Annotated in this window: 5 protein-coding genes; all 5 read left to right on the forward strand. The window is 71.2% G+C overall.

What is annotated here, in order from left to right; translation table 11 throughout:
• Window positions 1-58: 58 nt before the first annotated feature.
• Window positions 59-7,432, forward strand: a complete 7,374-nt coding sequence (locus tag JOC24_RS17250; protein WP_239580617.1) for an SDR family NAD(P)-dependent oxidoreductase — start codon at window positions 59-61, stop codon at window positions 7,430-7,432.
• A gap of 15 nt (window positions 7,433-7,447) precedes the next feature.
• A complete protein-coding gene (locus JOC24_RS17255; protein ID WP_205021212.1) occupies window positions 7,448-16,462 on the forward strand; it encodes a non-ribosomal peptide synthetase in 9,015 nt (3,004 codons plus the stop codon).
• Window positions 16,462-18,132, forward strand: a complete 1,671-nt coding sequence (locus tag JOC24_RS17260) for a cytochrome P450 (protein ID WP_205021213.1) — start codon at window positions 16,462-16,464, stop codon at window positions 18,130-18,132. Before JOC24_RS17255 ends, JOC24_RS17260 begins: the two co-directional genes overlap by 1 nt.
• A 255-nt stretch (window positions 18,133-18,387) precedes the next feature.
• Window positions 18,388-19,134, forward strand: a complete 747-nt coding sequence (locus tag JOC24_RS17265) for an SDR family NAD(P)-dependent oxidoreductase (RefSeq protein WP_239580597.1) — start codon at window positions 18,388-18,390, stop codon at window positions 19,132-19,134.
• A gap of 56 nt (window positions 19,135-19,190) precedes the next feature.
• A complete protein-coding gene (locus JOC24_RS17270) occupies window positions 19,191-20,294 on the forward strand; it encodes an SIS domain-containing protein (RefSeq protein ID WP_205021214.1) in 1,104 nt (367 codons plus the stop codon).
• Window positions 20,295-20,353 lie beyond the last annotated feature (59 nt).

Here is a 20,353-nt window from a genome sequence, read left to right on the forward strand (position 1 = left end):
GGCGTGGCTGGAGCCTCAGTTGCCTGCCGGTGCCGTCACACCGGCCCCCGCCCTGCCCATGCCGGCCCCCGCCCTGCCCACGCCGGCTCCGGCCGTGTCGTCCGCGGTGCTGCCTTCCGCGGTGCTGCCTTCCGCTGTCGCGCCGGTGGTGGATTCCGCGGTCGTTTCGGCTGTGCTGCGGGAGCTGGTGGGTTCTCGGCTGGGTGTTTCCGCGGATGCGGTGGATGAGGGTCTGGGTTATTACGAGTTGGGTTTGGGGTCGGCTGATCTGCTGGCATTGGTGGGGGAGTTGGAGGGGCGGCTGTCGGTGGAGCTGTCGCCGACGGTGATGTTCGAGCATCGGACGATCGCGGAGCTCTCGGCGTGGCTGGAGCCTCAGTTGCCTGCCGGTGCCGTCACACCGGCCCCCGCCCTGCCCATGCCGGCCCCCGCCCTGCCCACGCCGGCTCCGGCCGAGGCCCGGGTCGAAACGGCCCCAGCTCCGCCCGTCCCGGACACTCCCGACGCCCTCTCCCGCGTGCGCACCGCCCTCACCGAAGACGTGGCGGCCCTTCTCGGTGTGGACCCCGCGGATGTGCACCCCGACGCGGAACTCAGCGAGTTCGGACTGGACCTGGGCGGGCGCGCGCGGCTCGCCGGGCGGGTGAACGAGCGGTACGCGCTGTCCCTGACCCCGGGCGTGTTCGGCGAGCACCGCACGCTGCAGGCCATGGCGTCCCACCTCGTCAACGCCCACGGCGTCCGGAACACGCCCGCCGCCCAGGGCGACTCGCCGAGCACCTCCGACCCGCAGGCCCACCCGCTGCTCCAGCGGACCGTGCCCGGCGGCCCGGCGAACGAGACGACGTACGAGACCCGCTTCGACGGCTCGGAACCCTGTCTGCGTGATCACCAGGTCCGTGGCGGCCTGGTGCTGCCGGGGGTCGCGCACCTGGAGATGGCGCGCGTGGCGGTCGCCCGGACGCTGGGCCGGCAGGACGACGCCGCGGTCAGGCTGACCGACGTGGTGTGGCTCCGGGCAGCCGTGTACGGCCCCGACGGGCTGACGCTGCGCGTGCGCGTGCGTACCGGTGGGGAGGCCTGCGCGTACGAGATCCTCGCCGTCGGCGCCGACGGTGTCACCACACTCTGCGGCCAGGGCCGGGCGAGCCTTGCCGAGGACGCCACGCGGCGCGCCCTGCCCCTCTCCGAGCTGCGGGCCGCGTGTGCCGGGTCGACATACACCGGTGAGCACGTCTACGGCCTCTACGGCGGCCTCGGCCTGGAGTACGGCCCCTCGCAGCGGGCCCTGACCGAGCTGCGCACCGGCAGGGACACGGAGGGCCGCCGCCAGGTCCTCGCCGAGCTGCGCCTGCCGGAGGCGGCCGAACCGCTGCCCGGCGGCCTGCTGCACCCGAGCATCCTCGACGGCGCCCTTCAGAGCACCATCGGCCTGTGGCTGGGCGACGGCGGATCGGCGACCCTCGCCCTGCCGTTCGCCCTCACCCGCGCCGAGGCCCTCGCCGCCTCGCCCGACCGGGCGTACGCGTGGATCCGGCATCAGCCCGGGAGCGGCACCGACCGGGCCTCGGCCCGGCTGGACGTCACCGTGACGGACAATCAGGGCCGCGTGTGCGCGGAGCTCAGCGGTCTGTCCAGCCGCGCGCTGCCCGCCGTGGAGAGACCGGCCGAACCGGACACCGTGCGCTCCGGCGACATCGCGGTCATCGGCATGAGTGGCCGCTACCCCGATGCGGACACCCTGGAGGAGTTCTGGCAGAACCTGCGCGCGGGACGCGACTGCGTGCGCGAGGTTCCCGCCGACCGCTGGGACCACGGCCGGTACGCCGAGGCCGGTGCCGGCGCCTGGGGCGGATTCCTGGACGACATCGACCGGTTCGATCCGCTATTCTTCCACATATCGCTGCTGGAGGCCGACTACCTGGACCCGCAGGAGCGGCTGTTCCTGCAGTGCGCCCACCACACCCTGGAGGACGCCGGATACACACCCGACCGGCTCTCGCGCGGCGCGAAGGTCGGCGTGTTCGTCGGCGTGATGTACCAGGAGTACCAGCTCCTGGGCGCCCAGGCGCAGGAGCGCGGCAGGCCCGACGCCCTGTGGGGCAGTGCGTCCACGGTCGCCAACCGGGTGTCGTACTTCTACGACTTCCACGGCCCGAGCATGGCCGTGGACACCATGTGCTCCTCCTCCCTGACCGCCCTCCACCTCGCCTGCGAGGCCATCCGCAGCGGTCAGTGCGACACCGCGCTCGCGGGCGGCGTCAACCTCACCCCGCACCCCAACAAGCACCTCGTACTCGGGCAGCGCAAGTTCCTCTCCAGCGACGGCCGGTGCCGGAGCTTCGGCGAGGGCGGCGACGGCTACGTGCCCGGCGAGGGCGTCGGCGCCGTCCTCCTCAAACCGCTGGAGCGCGCCGTCGCCGACGGCGACCAGATCCACGCGGTGATCAAGGGCACCGCGGTCAACCACGGCGGACGCACCTCCGGGTACTCGGTGCCCACCCCGGTCGCCCAGGGCGAGGTCATCGCCGAGGCGCTCACCGCCGCCGGCGTCGACCCGCGCGCCCTGAGCTACCTGGAGGCCCACGGCACCGGTACCTCCCTGGGCGACCCGATCGAAGTCAGCGGCCTGGAAAAGGCATTCGGCCTCGCCGGCGGGGCACCCGAGCGGCTCGCGATCGGCTCCGTGAAGTCCAACATCGGGCACCTGGAGTCCGCAGCCGGCATCGCCGCCCTCACCAAGGTGCTGCTCCAGATGCGCCACGGCGAACTCGTGCCGAGCCTGCACTCCGCGAGCCTCAACCCGCACATCGACTTCGAGCGCACCCCGCTGAGCGTCCAGCGGACCCTGGAGCCGTGGCGCCGCCCCGTCCTGGAGGGGCGCACGCTGCCACGGACAGCCGGGGTGTCCAGCTTCGGCGGCGGCGGCTCCAACGCCCACGTCGTCGTCGCCGAGTACCAGCCGCCGGCCCTCCCGGCCGAGACCCTGGCCGACGGCCGCCCCGCCTTGCTCGTGCTCTCCGCGAAGAGCGAGGCCCAGCTCGTCGAACAGGCCCGCCGTCTGCACGCCCGGCTCGGCGAGGTGGCCGACGCCGACCTGCCCGCGATCGCCTGGACCCTGCAGACCGGACGCATGGCCCTCGAGGAACGCCTCGCCTTCGCCGTCGGCAGCCTCGCGGAGGCCCGCGAGCTGCTGGCGTCCTTCGCCACCGACCCCGCCCCGGCCGGCCCCTGGCACCGGGGGACCGTCCGCTCGGACCGTCCCGCCGACACCACGGCAACGCGCGCCGCCCTGAACGCCTGGACGCGGCAGGGTTCGTACGAGGACCTGCTCGCCCGGTGGACCGACGGCGCCGAGGTGCGCTGGGAGGACACCTGGCCGGCCGACGCCCGCGTACGCCGCATCAGCCTGCCCGGCTACCCCTTCGCCCGCGAACGCTGCTGGTTCGACCTCGACACCCCGGGCGCACCACACCGGCCCGCACCACCCACCGGCTCCCCGGCCACCGGCGGCACCGACGTGGTGCTCCTGCGACCCGGGTGGACCGAGCAGCACGTCACGCCCGCGGGCGCGGGCGACTTCCCGGAACGGCACGTCGTGGTCCTCGGCCTCGCCGCCGACGGCGACACCCTGCGAGCCGCCCTGCCCACCGGGACCGAGTGCACCGTCCTCGGCCTCACCGACGGCACACTGGACCGGCAGTACACCGACGCCGTGCGGCAGGTGTTCACGCTGGCCCGGCGGCTGCTCGAGCAGGGCGTGCGCCGGCCCACCCTGCTCCAGGTGGCCGCCGTCGGCGACAGTGACCGGCTGGCCTGTTTCAAGGGCCTGGCCGCGCTGCTGCGCACGGTCCACCTGGAGAACCCCGGGCTGCACACCCAGTACCTGGAGTGCCTGGACGGCGCCTCGCCCGCCACCGTCGCGGCCCGCCTCGTGGCCGAGGCCACCACCACCCCGGAGCCCGAGGTACGCCACCAGGACGGCCGCCGCCAGGTACGCCGTCTCACCAAGGTCACCGCCTCCCGGGCTCCCGCCGCGCCCTGGCGGGAGGACGGCGTCTACCTCATCACCGGCGGCACCGGCGGACTCGGCCTGCACGTCGCGCGCGACATCGCGGCCTCGGTCGCGCACGCCGCGGTGGTCCTCACCGGACGCTCCCCGCTGACGCACGAGCGGCGCGCCGCGCTGGACGCCCTGCGGGGCGAGGGCCTGACGGTCCGGTACGAGGCCGTCGACGTGGCCGACCGGGACGCGCTCGGCGCCCTGCTGACCAGGGTGACCGCGGAGCACGGCCCGCTGACCGGCGTGCTGCACGCCGCCGGGGTCATCGAGGACAACTTCGTGGTGCGCAAGACCTCCGGGGAGCTCGACCGGGTCCTCGCTCCCAAGGTCGCCGGTCTGGTCCACCTGGACGAGCTGACCCAGGAGCAGCCACTGGAGTTGTTCCTCTGCTTCTCGTCCCTGGCCGGCGCCTTCGGCAACCCCGGCCAGAGCGACTACGCCGCCGCCAACGGGTTCATGGACGCCTACGCCGGACATCGTGACCGGCTCGTGAGCCAAGGGCGGCGCAACGGCCGCACCGTGTCCGTCAACTGGCCCCTGTGGGACCAGGGCGGCATGGGTGCCGAGGGCCCCGTCCGGGAGCAGCTGGCCGAACTGGGTCTCGCCCCCCTCGACACGGAACGTGGTCTGGCCGCCCTGCACCAGGCCCTGGACGGCGCCGCCGGCGGTGTCACGGAGGGCAGGCTGCTCGTGGTGGCGGGCGACCGTGAGGCGCTGCTGAACCGGCTGACGGAGCAAGCCGGGGACCCGGCATCGCCGGCCGCGGCGGCGCGCACCTCGGCGGCCTCGGCACCGGAAGCCCTCGCGCCCGCCACCGTCGCGGGCGGCGGATCCGTACGTCCCGTCGTGGACCGCGCCGTGGCCCACCTCAGACGCGTGCTGGCCTCCGCCCTCAAGCTCGGGCCCGAGCGCCTCGACCCCGACACCCCGCTGGAGCGGTACGGCATGGACTCGGTGCTCGCCGTGACCATGGTCGAGCCGCTCGAGGACACCTTCGGGCCACTGTCGCGCACACTGCTCTTCGAGGTGCGGACGGTGCGCGGGCTGGCCCGGTACCTCGCTGACGAGCACGCGCAGGCGCTGCGCTCGCTCGTCGGCGAGCCGGCACCCGAGGTCACTCAGCCGCAGACCGCCGCAACCGGTACGGCCCGGCCGGACACCACCGCCCCCGTTCCGGTCCCGCCCCCGACGGGCCAGGACATCGCAATCATCGGGATCGGCGGACGCTATCCGCACGCCGATGACCTGGACGCCTTCTGGGCCGCGCTGCGCGAGGGCCGGGACTGCGTCACCGAGGTACCGGCCGACCGGTGGAAGACCGGCAAGGACGCCCGATACGGCGCCTTCCTCGACGGTGTCGACCGCTTCGACCCGCTGCACTTCGGCATCTCGCCCCGCGAGGCCGCCGCGATGGACCCGCAGCAGCGGATGTTCCTCGAGACCGTGTGGCACCTGCTCGAACAGGGTGGCATCACCCAGGAGGTGATCGAGCGCCGCTACGACCGACGCGTCGGCGTGTACGTCGGAGCCGCGTACCAGATGTACCGGGCGGACGCCTCCGAACCGGTGCTCGCGGCGCTCACCTCGGCGGCCTCCTACAACCTCATCGCCAACCGCGTCTCCCACTTCTTCGGCCTCGAAGGACCGAGCCTCGCCGTGGACAGCATGTGCACCTCCTCGGCGATGGCCGTCCACCTGGCCTGCGCCGACCTGCTGCGCGGCGAGTGCGAGCTGGCCGTCGCGGGAGGGGTCAACCTGACCGTGCACGAGGACAAGTACGTCGCGCTCTCGGAGATGCAGCTGCTCGGTACCCACCCGGGCGCGCGCAGCTTCCGCGACGGTGACGGCTATCTGCCCGCCGAGGCGGTCGGCGCCGTACTGCTCAAGCCGCTGGACGCGGCGATGCGCGACGGCGACACCGTCCTCGCGGTCCTCAAGAGCACGTCCTCGCTGCACGGAGGCCACTCCAACGGCTTCATGACGCCCAGCCACCGCACCCAGGTCGCGGCCATGCGCAGGGCGCTGGAGCGGGCGGGTGCCGAACCCGGCTCCATCGGCTACGTCGAGTCCGCCGCCAACGGCACCGCGTTCTCCGACGAGGTCGAACTGAGGGCCCTGCGCGATGTGTTCGCCGATGCCACCGCCCCGGTGCGGGTCGGCGCCGTGAAGTCGAACCTCGGGCATCCCGAGGCGGCCTCCGGCATCGCCCAGCTCACCAAGGTCGTCCTGCAGCTCCAGCACGGCCAGATCGCGCCGCTCGTCGACGTGGGCGCCGCCAACCCCCGACTGGACCTGGACGGTTCGCCGCTCGAACTGTGCGACCGGCTGACCGACTGGGAACCGCCCGGCGAAACGGACACCGGCGGCGCGCCCCGGCCCCGCCGTGCCCTCATCAACTGTGTGGCGGCGGGCGGCAGCCACGTCAGCATGGTCGTGGAGGAACCGCTGACCGCGGCAGGGGTACGGACCGTCACCCCGGACACCGCGCCGCAGATCGTCGTGCTCTCCGCCCGGAGCGAGGAACGCCTGTCCGCGGCGGCACTGCGCCTGCTCGACCACCTGGCGGACCTGCCCGACGAGGACGCCACCGACTCCACCGTGAGCCTCGCGGACATCGCGTACACCACGCAACTGGGCCGCGAGCCGATGACCGAGCGGCTCGCCGTGGTCGCCGCCGACCGCGCCGAACTGGCCCAGGCACTCGCCGCACACGTGGCGGGCACGCCCTCGACCGTGCCCGTCTACCGTGGCAACACCGACGACGATCCCGGGCCCTGGGCCTCTGCCCTGTCCGGCGCCCGGGGCGAGGACTTCCTCGCCGGGCTCGCCGAGGACCGGGCCCTGGAGGAACTGGCCGCCCTGTGGGTGTGCGGGGTCCGCGTGCCCTGGAACGCGTTGCACACGGGGCGGCGCCGGATGGTGCCCCTGCCGGCCACGGCGTTCCGGGCGGGCAGCTACTGGGTCGGACGTGACTCGCAGGCGGCCGCACCGGAGCCGAGGGCACAGGACCCCGTGCCACCCGCCGGCGCCGTCACCGACGCCGAGCAGACCATGGGACGGGCCTGGGCCGACGTCCTCCAGGTCGACGCGGCCACGCTGACCGCACGGACCGACTTCTTCTCGGTCGGCGGCAACTCGCTGCTGGCCACCCGATTGATCAACCTGCTCAAGGAGCGGGCGGGGGTCGAGCTGCCGGTCGAAGCGGTCTTCGCCGCACCGCGCCTTTCCGCCATGGCCCAGGAACTGCGGGAACGGCTCCTCGTGGCCGGGGACACGAGCACGGCCGAGCTGGATCTGATCCTCGAAGGCATCGCCCTCGTCGAGCACATGAGCGACGAGGAACTGGACGCACTGGAAACCGAGAACTGAGGCAGGGGGACGACGATGGACACCACCAGTCACGACACCGGCCTCGAGCTCATCCGGAAGATCCGCTCCCTGCCGGAGAAGCGGCAGCGCGCACTGATCGCACTGCTGCGCAAGCAGGGCGTCGACCTCTCCGCGCTCGAAACCATCCCCCGGCTGCCCCGGACCGAGGGCACGCCCGTGCCGCTGTCCTTCACCCAGCAGCGGCTCTGGTTCCTCGCCCAGCTGGACGGCACCAGCGCCGCCTACAACATCCCGATGGCGATGCGCCTGCGCGGCCGCCTCGACCGCCCCGCGCTGCTGCGCGCGCTGGCGGCGATCGTCCGGCGGCACGAGGTGCTGCGCACCCGGTTCGCCGACGACAGCGGCGTACCGCGACAGGTCATCGGTGACGGCCGCGACTTCAGGGTCGCCGAGGAGGAACTGAGCGACCCGGCGCTGCTCGCCGCGATATGTCACGACGAGGCCGCGGCCCCGTTCGACCTGGAGCACGGGCCGCTGATCCGGGTGAGGCTGCTGCGCCGGTCGGACCAGGAGCACCACCTGCTCGTCACCACGCACCACAGCGTGTCCGACGGCTGGTCGGTCGGCGTGTTCTTCCGCGACCTGGTCGCCCTGTACGAGGCGTTCCGCGCGGGCCGTCCCGATCCGCTCGAGCCACTGCCCGTGCAGTACGCGGACTACGCGCACTGGCAGCGTGAGCGGCTCGCCGGCGACCTGCGGGACCGGCAGACGGCCTACTGGAAGCATCGGCTGGCCGGGGTCGACCCACGGCTGACGCTGCCCGCCGACCGGGAACGCCCGCGCGTGAAGACCTACAGGGGGGCCCGCGAGAACTTCACCTGCCCGGCGGAACTGCTCAGCCCCCTGCGCCACGTCGCCAAGGTCCATGAAGCCACGCTCTACATGACCCTGCTGGCCGCGTACACCGTCGTCCTCAACCGCTACACCCGTCAGACGGACATCGCCGTCGGCACGGTCGTCGCCAACCGCGGGCACCGCGAGGTCGAGGACCTCGTCGGCTTCTTCGCCAACACCCTCGTGATGAGGGCGGATCTCGCCGGTGACCCGGACTTTCGCGATCTGCTGGCCCAGGTGAAGAAGACCGCACTGGAGGCCTACGACCATCAGGAAGTCCCGTTCGAGGCCGTCGTGGAGGCCCTGGACGCCGAGCGCAGCCTCGCCCACTCGCCCGTCTTCCAGACGATGTTCGTCCTCCAGGAGGCGCAGACCCGGCGGGACGTCACCCTCGGCGGTCTCGAGGTCTCCCCGGTCGACTTCGATCTCAGCTTCACCAAGTTCGACCTGACGCTCGACCTGCGGGAGTCCCCCGACGGTCTGGTCGGCACCGTCGAGTACAACCCCGACCTGTACGACCGCGAGACCATCCGGCGCTTCATCGGTCACTACACCCGGCTGCTCGCCGCCGTGGCCGACGATCCGGCGCTGCCCGTGTCACGGCTGGCCATGATCGACGCCGGGGAGCGTCGCCAGGTGGTCGAGGTGTTCAACGACACCGAGCGGCCGTTCAGCGACGACCGGTGCCTGCACGAACTGTTCGAGGAGCGGGTGGCCGGCCACCCCGAGCGCACCGCCCTGGTCACCACCGACCGCTCGTGGACGTACGCCGAACTCGACGCATGGGCCGACCGGATCGCCCGCGGACTTCGCCTGCACGGCGTCGGGCCGGACACGCTGGTCGGTCTGCACGCCGAGCGTTCCGCCGAGATGGTCGCGGGCATCCTGGGCGCACTGAAGGCCGGTGGCGCCTACATGCCGATCGAGCCGTCCTACCCGGCGGCCCGCCGCACCGACCTCATCGACCGTTCCGGGGTCGCAGTGGTCCTCACCCAGCCACACCTGGACGCCGAACCACTGGACGGCGTCGAGCACCTGCTCGTCCTCCACCCGGACGGCACCCTGCGCGACCGGGCGGGCACGGACGTACTCGAGGACCTGGACGCGGACGTCGCCACGACCGCACCCGGCGCACACGCGGGTCACCTGGCGTACGTGATCCACACCTCCGGTTCCACGGGCCGCCCCAAGGGCGTGATGATCGAGCACCGGGCCGTGGTGAACCGTATCGAGTGGATGCAGAACGAATACCGGCTCACCGAGGACGACGTCGTCCTGCAGAAGACCCCCTACAGCTTCGACGTGTCCGTCTGGGAGTTCTTCTGGCCGCTGCTCGCCGGCGCCCGTCTCGCGATCGCCGCCCCCGGCGGTCACCGCGACCCGGCCTACCTGACCTCCGCCGTCCGCGCGTTCGGCGTGACCACCCTGCACTTCGTGCCGTCGATGCTGCGCAGCATCGTCGAGGGGCCGGGCTGGGCGCGGTGCACGACCGTACGGCAGGTGTTCTGCAGCGGCGAGGCGCTGCCCCCGGACCTGTGCGCGCGCCACTACGAAGTGCACACCGCGCCGCTGCACAACCTGTACGGGCCCACCGAGGCGGCCGTCGACGTCAGCCACTGGACCGTCCCCGCCGATGACACGCTCCGTGCCGTCCCCATCGGGCGGCCGATCCAGAACATCCAGTTGCACGTGCTCGACGAGGCCCACGCACCGCAGGGCGTCGGCTGCGTCGGCGAACTGTTCATCGCCGGCGCGGGGCTGGCCCGCGGCTACCTGCACCAGCCCGAGCTGACCCGCGAACGGTTCGTGCCCAACCCGTTCGACGCTTCCCCCGACGCCCGCATGTACCGCACCGGCGACCTGGTGCGCCGACTGCCCGACGGCGACCTGGAGTTCCTCGGCCGTGTCGACGACCAGGTCAAGGTGCGCGGTTTCCGCATCGAGCCGGGCGAGATCGAGCACCGGATCACGGAGCACCCCTCCGTCCGTTCCTCGGCCGTCCTGGTCCGCGAGGACCAGCCCGGCAGCCCCCGCCTGGTCGCCTACGTGGTACCCGAACCCGGACAGGCCCTCTCCGAACACCGCGGCGACCTGATCCGGCATCTCGAGGGCGCCCTGCCCGAGTACATGGTGCCGGGCGCGTACGTCGAACTCGCAGCCCTGCCGGTGACCGCGCACGGCAAGCTCGACCGCCGTGCCCTGCCCGCCCCCGGCATCGACGCCTTCGCCCGGCGCGCCTTCGTCGCACCCGTCACCGACACCGAACGGCACCTGGCCGGCATCTGCGCCGACCTGCTCGGCTTCGACGTCGACCGGATCAGCGCCGAGGACAACTTCTTCGCCCTCGGCGGCCACTCCCTGATGATCACGGTGCTGGTGGCGCGGCTGCAGGAAAGCGGCCTGCACGTCACGGTCCAGGACGTCTTCACCGCGCCCACGCTGGCCGATCTGGCGACGCGCGTCGACGCGACCGGTGCGGCGCCCGCGCACACCGTTCCGGCCAACCTGATCCCGGAGGACTGCGAGCGCCTCACCCCCGACCTGCTTCCGCTGATCGACCTCACACAGGAGCAGATCGACACCGTCGTGGCCGCCGTGCCCGGCGGGGCCGCCGGAATCCAGGACGTCTACCCCCTGCTTCCCACGCAGGAGGGCATCCTCTTCCACCACCTGATGGACCCCGACAACGACCCGTACCTCGTCTCCACCCTCTACCGGGCGGACGACGAGCAGGCGTGCGCCCGGTTCATCGACGCGCTGCAGCGCATCGTCGACCGTCACGACGTGCTGCGCACCGCCGTTCTCACCGCCGGCCTGCCCGAACCGGTCCAGGTCGTGCACCGGAGCGCGCGGCTCCCCGTGGAACGGACCAGGCTCGCCGCCGGCCGGGACCCCGAGGAGCAGGCGAGGGAACTGCTCGCCCGCCAGGAACGCATGCGCCTCGACAGCGCACCGCTGCTGCGCCTGGTCGTCGCCGAGGAGCCGCAATCGCAGCGGCGCCACCTGCTCCTGACCGCCCACCACCTCATCGAGGACGCCACCTCCCTGCGCCTGATCCTGCAGGAGCTGGCCGCGCACATGGCGGGCCGCGCCGACCTGCTGCCCGCTCCGGCGCCCTACCGCGACTTCGTCTCCCACACCCTGGCCAGGCACACCGCGGACGACACGACGGCCTACTTCCGGGCGGCCCTCGAGGACGTCACGGAACCCACGGCGCCGTTCGGCCTCATCGACGTGCACGGCAACGGAAGGCGGGTCGGCCGGCTGCGCCGAACGCTGCCCGAGCCCCTCGCACACGACCTGCGCGCCCAGGCCCGGCGGCTGCGGGTGAGCCCGGCCTGTCTCTTTCACGCGGCGTGGGCCTGCTTCGTCGCCGCCACCAGCGGGCGCGACGACGTGGTGTTCGGCGCCGTGATGTCCGGGCGCCTGCAGGGCGTGCCCGGGGTGGAGCGCATGCTCGGCAACTTCATCAACACGCTTCCCCTGCGCACCCGGCTCGCCGACCGCACCGTGCGTGAGCTGGTCGCGGACGTCGACACCGGCCTGCGCGAGCTCATCGCGCGGGAGCAGAGCCCCCTGAGCCAGGTCCAGCGGTGCAGCGGCCTGGACGGCGACGCCCCGCTGTTCAGCGCTGTGGTCAACTTCCGTCACTTCGAGGCGGAACACGACGAGTCGCTGCCGCGCATCGACGACCACGGGCTGCGCTTCCTCGCGGCCGTGGATGCCATCAACTACCCCGTGACGGTCTCGCTCGACGACTTCGGTACCGAACTGTCCCTGGACATCCAGGTCGAGGAGACGGTCACCTGCGAGGCGGTGGCCGACTGTCTCGAAACGGCGTTGACGGGCCTTCTCGACGCCCTCGCGACGGACGACGGGGCCGATACCGCCGCACTGGACGTCAACGTACTGCCGGCGAGCGACCGGCAGCGCCTGACCGAGTGGAACGACACGGCGACGCCCCTCCCGCACGAGACGCTGCCCGCCGCGTTCGAGGCGCAGGTCGCACGTACCCCGGACCGCACCGCGCTGGTCCACGAGGGCCGCACCCTCTCGTACGCGGAACTGAACGCCCGTGCCAACCGGCTCGCACACTGGCTGATCGAGCGGGGTGCCGGGCCCGGGCAGCGGGTCGCGATCCGGATGCCGCGCTCCTTCGACCTGGTGGTCGCCGTCAACGCCGTGGTGAAGACCGGAGCGGCGTACCTCCCCCTGGAGACCGACCTCCCGGACGAGCGCGTGGAGCAGGTGCTCGCCGACAGCGCGCCGCTGCTCGTCCTGGAGGAGCTGCCCGACGCCACCGGCGGCCGGGACGACAACCCCCGCGTCGAGGTGGGCAGGGACGACGCCGCGTACGTGCTCTACACCTCGGGTTCCACGGGCAGGCCGAAGGGCGTGGTGATCCTGCATCGTGCCGGCCTGAACTGGACCGCGTGGAAACAGAGCCACTACGGCATGAGCGGCGACGACCGGATGCTCCTGAAGACGTCGGTGGGCTTCGACGTCTCGGTGCCCGAACTGTTCTGGCCGCTCCAGGTGGGCGCGGCAGTGGTGATCGCCCGTCCCGAGGGGCAGAAGGATCCGGAGTACCTCGCACGGCTGATCCGCGCGGAGCGGGTCACCGACCTCCACTTCGTCCCGTCCATGCTCGCCGAGTTCCTGTCGGAACCGACGGCGGAACTGTGCACCGGTCTGCGCCGGGTCGAGACCGCGGGCGAGGCGCTTCCGGTCGAGCTCGCCGAACGGTTCGCACGCGTGCTGCCGGACGCCGAACTGCACAACCTGTACGGGCCCACCGAGGGCGGCCCCATCACCGCCTGCCGCTACCGGGCCGAGCCCGGAGCGAAGGCCGTGCCCATCGGTCCTCCGGTGTGGAACACCCGGGTGTACGTACTGGACGAGGCACTGCGACAGGTACCGCTCGGCGTGCCCGGGGAGCTGTACGCCTCCGGCGACGGCACGGCCTGCGGCTATCTCAACCGGCCGGACCTGACCGCCGAGCGGTTCGTGGCCAGTCCGTTCGAATCCGGAACACGCATGTACCGCACCGGTGACCTGGTGAGATGGCGTGCGGAGGGCACGCTCGACTACCTCGGCCGCGTCGACGACCAGGTCAAGGTGCGCGGCTTCCGCGTGGAACCCGGCGAAGTCGCGAACGCGCTGCTCAAGCATCCTTCGGTACACCGTGCCGTGGTCGTGCCGCGGGGGAGCGGAGCCGCCCGCACGCTCGCCGCCTACGTGAGCCCGACCAGCCAGTGGCTGCACACCGCTGACCAGGAGGAGAACGCCGCCCACCTCGAACGCGCGCGGCGGCACTCCGACGACCGGTCCGCGTCCGGCACCGTATCCACCGGCCGGGGACCCGTAGAGGCGGCGGCCCGGCACCTCGCGCGCATACGTCCCGAGCGGGTGCTGGAGATCGGCTGCGGCGGGGGGGAACTGCTCCTGCGCTACGCCGCGGACTGCGCTTCTGTGCACGCGCTCGACCCGTCGGCCGCGGCTCTCGAAGCGGCACGCCGCGATGTGGCACGCCGAGGATGGTCGCACGTCACCCTGACCCAGGGAGACGTGCTGTCCGTGGCGGAACTGCTGCCCGGCGGGGAGTTCGACACGATCGTCCTCAACTCGGTGGTGCGGCACTTCCCGAACGAGGAGTACCTGGAGAAGGTGCTCGCCGTCCTGGTCCCGCTCCTGGCGGACGGCGGCAGCATCCTCGTCGGCGATGTCCGGAACCTGGATCTGTTCACCGCCCAGCTCTGCGCGACCGAGTGGGATCGCGCGGAGACCGGAACCACCGTCGACGAACTGGCCGGCCACGTGCGGCGAGGCCGGCGCGAGGAGCGGGAACTGCTCGTCAGCCCGACGTACTTCGCGCGGCTGCCGGAGCGTTTCACGGAGCTGGGAGCGGTCGACCTCGTCGTCGGGCGCGAGGGAGGGCACGAGGCACTCGCCTACCGCTACGACGTGATCCTGCGGAAGGACGTCGTACCGGCCGTCTCCCTGCCGTGGCTGGAGGCCGCCTCCCCGGCGGAGCTGCGCGCCCTCCTGGACGGCGGAGTCCCCGACCGGTTCGGGGTGAGCGGCTTGACCAACCCCCGTGTCACCGACGCCGTCCGCCTCGGCGCGGAGCTCGGGCGAAGGCCGCATCCCCGAGCGGCCGAGCCGCTCGCGCCCCGAACACGGAGCGCGGACGAGGTCACGGAGCTCGAAGCCGTTCTCCGGTACGCCGAGGAGCTGGGCTTCCACGTGGCGGCCACCTGGGCACAGGACCGGCTCGACGGTCTCGACCTGGTGCTCGGACGTGGCGAACTGCCCGGCGTACGGGCACGTGAGCCCTACCGGGCACCCGCCGCGACCAATCATCCGCAACTCGGCGAGAGAGGGCAGTCGCTGGCACGCGCGCTCAAGGAGCACCTCTCCGCGCAGCTGCCGCACTACATGGTGCCCGGCGTGTTCGTGATCCTCGACGAACTCCCGGTCACACGGAACGGCAAAGTCGACAGACGGGAGCTGCCGGACCCGGACGAGACCGACGTGACCAAGGAGCGGTACGTCGCCCCGCGGACCGAGGCACAGCACGTGCTGTGCCGCATCGTCGCCGACGTCCTCGGTCTCACCCAGGTCGGGATCCAGGACAACTTCTTCGATCTCGGCGGACACTCCTTGCTCGCGACCCGCCTCACCCTGCGGATCAGGAAGGAGACCGGCGCCGAGCTGCCGCTCCAGCTGATCTTCAGCGGGGCCAGCATCGAAGAGATGTCCGCGGTCCTGGAACAGCCGGCGGAGCGGGAAGACGAAGCGTCGGCCCCGGCCGACCGGGCAGGGGGCGGGGAGCGGGGGCCGGCGCCCATCACGCTCCAACAACGCGACCTGTGGTTCCTCGACCGGCCCGCACACCTGGGGACGGCGCACGACAACGTCCAGCTGGCCTTCCGGATCAACGGCTCCCTGGATCGCGATGCCTACGCTCGTGCCGTGGGGGAGCTGGTGGAACGGCACGAGGTCCTGCGTACGAGTTATGCCCGGCAGGACGGCGCCGTGACCCAGAGCGTCCATCCCGCCGACGGCTTCGCGGTACGGCCGGCGGCCGTCGACGCGGAGGCGGTCACCGAGTGGCTGCGTGCCGAGCGGCTGCGCCCCTTCGCACCGGAGGACCCGTACGCGGTCCGCGCACACCTGCTCACCGTGTCCGACGACCAGCACATCGGGCTGCTGACCCGGCCATGGGGCGTCTTCGACGGCTGGTCCGTGAACGTCGTACTGGCCGAGCTGCTCGAGCTGTACCGTGCGCGCGTCCTGGGGAAGGCGCCGGAACTACCCGAACTTCCCCTGTCATACGCCGAGTTCGCTCGCTGGCAGGCGCACACGACCGACGCCTGGGAGCTGTCCCGCCAGGAGGACTACTGGCGGCGGCAGCTGGCCGGGCTGCCCGCCTGCCTGCCGCTGCGCACCGACTACGAGCGATGCCCGGTCAAGACGTACCAGGGATCGTCGGTGGATCTCCAGATCTCCGCCGACCTGCTGGCACGACTGCGCCGGTTGAGCCAGGAGCAGGGGGCCACGCTCTACATGACCCTGCTGTCGGCCTTCGCCGTGCTGCTGGCCGGTCACGCGGACTGCGGCGAACTGGCCGTCGGCACCGCGGTGTCGAACCGTCCGCGGAGCGAACTGGATCGCGTGGTCGGTTACTTCGTCAACCTGCTGACGCTCCGTCTCGATGCGCCGGCCGATCGTTCCTTCCCCGACGTCCTGGCGCGGACCAGACGCGTCACCACCGAGGCGCACGAACACAAGGACCTGCCCTTCCCCGACCTCGTCCGATCCCTGGTGCCCACCCCGGAGCCGGGCTGCTCCCCGTTGTTCCAGGTGATGTTCAACCTGCTGCCCGCCGCCCCCGGCGGGGCCGGCGCCGACGAGACGGACCTCGAGGTGCTGCCCATCCGTCCCGCGACGACCACCACCAGGTACGACCTCAACCTCGTCGTCGAGGAGACCGCGGCGGGGCTGCGGGGCTACCTGGAGTACAGCATCGACCTCTTCGCCCCGCGAACCGCCGGGCGCATGGCCCGCGCCTACGAGCGGTTGCTCGCCGAGATCGCGGCGTCCCCGCAGTCGGACGTGGCCCACCTGCTCGCCGCCGCGGAGGCGACGCCGGACTCACCGAGGACGCCCTGATGACCAACCCCTTCGACAGACCGGACACCGACTACCTCGCCCTCGTCGACGACCGGCGGCAGCACTCGCTGTGGCCGTCGGCCGTCGACGTCCCGGCCGGCTGGACGGTGGTCTTCGGACCCGCGGGGCGGCCGGACTGCCTGGAGTTCATCGCAACGGCCTGGACGGATCCGCTTCCGACGAGCACATGCCCGGTCGAGCACCGGCCGGCACCCGCATCACCCGACGCGTCAGGCCTGCAGGACGCGGCCCGGCAGGGAAGCAACAGAAGGAGAGACAGCACGATGACCGCGAGCACTCCGACGGTTTCGAAGCCCCCCACCATGGCCGGACACCCGCTGTTCGGATCGCTGATGGACCTCCAGAAAGACACACTGGGCACCTATCTCAAGGCACTGGGCGAGCACGGCGACGTGGTCCGGTTCACGGTGGGCCCGCCGGGAATGCGGGCGGAGTTCTACGGTGTGTTCTCGGCGGACGGCGCTCAGCAGGTGCTGGCGTCCTCGGCCCAGACGTTCAGCAAGGAGAACCGGTTCCTCGGGGAGCTGCGGCAGTCGTTCGGCAACGGACTGCTCACCAGCATGGGGGACGAGTACCTCCGCCAGCGCCGCATGCTCCAGTCCTTGTTCACGCCTCGTCAGGTGAACGAGTACGGCTCGGAGATCACCCAGGAGACGGGCAGCCTCGTCGAAAGGTGGCGGACCGCACCGGACGCGACCGTCGACGTGGCGGAGGAGATGACCGGGCACACGCTGCGGACGATCTCCCGCATCCTGTTCGGCCGGAAGAGCGACGTGGACGCGATGGTTCCCACGGTTCAGCGCAACTTCCCGCTGATCAACGCCTATGCGGTCAAGCGGGCCTTCGCCCCGGTGAACCTGTCCCGGAAGGTGCCCACACCAGGCAATCTGCGCGCCGCCAAGGCACACCGTGAGCTGTACGAGGTGTGTGACGAGATCATCTCCACCCGCCGCACGGAGGACTCGACCGCTCCGGCCGGCCGGAACGACATGCTCAGCCTGCTGGCGAGGGCACACGACGACGACGGCAACCCGATCAGTGCGGAGGAGACCCGGAACCAGGTCCTCGTCTTCCTCGTCACCGGCCATGAGTCGACCGCCACCACGCTGGGCCTCACCCTGCACCTCCTGGCCTGCCACCCCGAGGTGCAGGCGCGTGCGCACCAGGAGGTCGACCGCGTGCTGAGCGGTCGTGAGCCCGTCGCCGAGGACCTGGAGAAGCTTCCCTACCTGACACAGGTGCTCAAGGAGACGCTCCGTCTCCACCCCGCGGCGCCGGCCCAGGGTCGCATCACCACCGAGGACGTGCGGGTCGGCTCGTACACCATTCCGGCCGGCGCCGATGTGGTGGTCAGCTCGGGTGTCGTCCAGCGCCGTCCCGACATCTGGGAGGACCCCGACACGTTCGACCCGGACAGGTTCCTGCCGGAGCGCGAGGCCGAGCGCCCCCGCTACGCGTGGTTCCCGTTCGGCGGCGGGCCGAGGGCGTGCATCGGCCAGCACCTGGCGATGCTGAACGCCACCCTCACGCTGAGCGTGCTGCTCCAGAACTACTCGTTCACCGCGGTCGACACCGACATCCCACTGAACACAGGAATCACCCTGCGACCCACCGGTCAGGTCCGCTGCAGACTGACGCCGCGAACGTGACCGCACGGGCGGCCCTCATTTCCCGTGTGATGTGCCGCCCGGAATTCGTCCTTGCTGGAGCGAATGTAATGGAGCTAGGCTGGGCGGGGTCTCCGAAATGGGTGCCGCATTCACTGCAGGCAGCCTCCGTCGGTCAGTTGACGACCGGTCGGTCTTCCTGCCCCTGCCGACATCCCCGAATTGATTCTTCCTGGGTTGGTTGCAGGATCAGATGAGTTTCTTCTTCCGGCCAGTCCATCGATGCGTACAGGAGACATGAGGGTGCACAAGGAATTCGCGGTCGTGACCGGCGGCACCAAAGGCATCGGGCTCGGACTGAGTGGACGCCTGGTGTCGTTGGGGTATCAGGTCGTGGCGCTCCATCGGAGCGACAAGGAGTCCGCCGCCGCGGCCGAGCGCGAGTTCGGCGACTCCTTCCGGGCCCTGCAGGCCGACCTGGCGGACCCCGACGCGGTGGTCACCGTGGCGGAAGAGCTGCTCGCGGAGTACGGGGCGCCGAGGGTGCTGGTCAACAACGCCGGGCGGAACATCGACGGTCCCTTCCTCGACATGTCGTTCGACGACTGGGACAAGGTGATCGCGGCCAACCTGTCCGCGCCGTTCTACCTCACGCGGATGCTCGCGCCGAAGATGCTCGAGGCGGGCGGTGGATCGGTGGTGAACGTCGCGGCCACCACGGGGATCCGTCCGCGGCTCGACGGACTGAACTACTGCGCCAGCAAGGCGGGGCTCCTGCACTTCACGAAGTGCCTCGCGATGGAGCTCGCCCCGACCATTCGCGTCAACTCGCTCATTCCCGGAATGATTGACACCGAGGAGATGCGTACGCGATTCCGGACGGACGAACCGAGCTGGCGCGACAAGTTGCTCGACGAGATCCCCCAGCACCGAATCGGAAACGTCGACATGATGGCCGACGCGCTCGAGTTCCTGATCGGGGAGAAATCTTCGTACGTCACCGGTCAGAAGTTGATCGTGGACGGCGGGCAGTTCATGTGGTGATCACCGTTACATGTGCGAGAAGGCATTCCCCAACTTTCTGAGAAGAGGCTGTGCACATGCGTACTCGAATGGACCGGTACGAGGAATTTCTCTCCGAGAACTACCGGAAGGGCTTCACGAAGTCCGATGAATACTCGCTGGACGAGCTGTCCGAAGGCTTGCGCGCCCGCATAGCCGCAGGTCACTTCAAGCGCCTGGTCTTCACCGGCATGGGGTGCTCGGCGATCGTCTCCGACGTCGTCCGAGCCTTCTTCATCTCGACCGGCACCGACGTGGAGTTCCACGTCTTCAACGACTACGACCACGCCTACCTGCTGCCGTCCTCCGTCATCGACGACGACCGGACGCTGATCATCCTGAGTTCCTACAGCGGCCACTCCCTGGAGCCCGCGCGAGCCTTCCACGCGCTGACGCGCGCCCACGACCGGATGGTCCTGCTCACCTCCGGCGGGCGTCTGGCCGAGTTGGGCCGGCAGGCCGGTGTGTCGATCCTCCGCTGGGAGCTGAGCGAGCCCGACCGCGAGTACCCCCTGTTCCACGTGGGTCAGTACTTCGCGATCCTGCTGGACGTCTTCCACCGGCTGGGCCTCGTCGCGCAGGACTTCGGCGACGAGGTGCGGGCCCTCCCGGACCACCTGGCCCACGACTTCACCGACGCCCACCGTGAGCTGGCACGCACGGCGGCGCAGCGGAGCCGCGACGCCAACATCATCATGATCGCCTCGCCGGTGTGGCACGAGAGCCTGCTCAAGCTGGCCAAGATGCACCTCAACGAGATCGCCATGGTGCCGGCCACCCGCAACTACTTCCACGAGTTCTGCCACAGCGAGGTGGCGACGCTGTCGGACCCCACGCGCAAGCACAGTGTGCTCGTCTTCACCGACGCGGACGACGACGAGTACACCCAGGCGAAGCGGAAGAACCTGATGGGTCTGCTCACGGGCGACCGCCCGGAGAACCGGAACATCGAGGTCATCGAGATCCCCATGACCGAACCCACCTTCATGCGCAAGTACTTCACCGCCCTGGAGTTCGTCCAGCACCTCACGCTGGCTCTCGGCCGCGCACACGAGACGCAGTCCCGCAACCTCATCTCCGAGGCCGCCGGAAACCCCTGGTACCACGGCGACACGATCCTCGCGGAAGTGGCTGCCCGCTAGTCCGTCACGGGCCGGAGCACCGTCTCCTCCCCGAGTGAGCTCAGGCAAAGAAGGAGTGT

The sequence above is a fragment of the Streptomyces sp. HB132 genome (genome assembly GCF_016909575.1).
Lineage (GTDB): Bacteria > Actinomycetota > Actinomycetes > Streptomycetales > Streptomycetaceae > Streptomyces.

Coding starts and splice junctions, on each gene's coding strand:
- JOC24_RS17250 (WP_239580617.1), top strand. CDS start 59: ATGCCGGCCCCCGCCCTGCCCACGCCGGCTCCGGCCGTGTCGTCCGCG.
- JOC24_RS17255 (WP_205021212.1), top strand. CDS start 7,448: ATGGACACCACCAGTCACGACACCGGCCTCGAGCTCATCCGGAAGATC.
- JOC24_RS17260 (WP_205021213.1), top strand. CDS start 16,462: ATGACCAACCCCTTCGACAGACCGGACACCGACTACCTCGCCCTCGTC.
- JOC24_RS17265 (WP_239580597.1), top strand. CDS start 18,388: ATGAGGGTGCACAAGGAATTCGCGGTCGTGACCGGCGGCACCAAAGGC.
- JOC24_RS17270 (WP_205021214.1), top strand. CDS start 19,191: ATGCGTACTCGAATGGACCGGTACGAGGAATTTCTCTCCGAGAACTAC.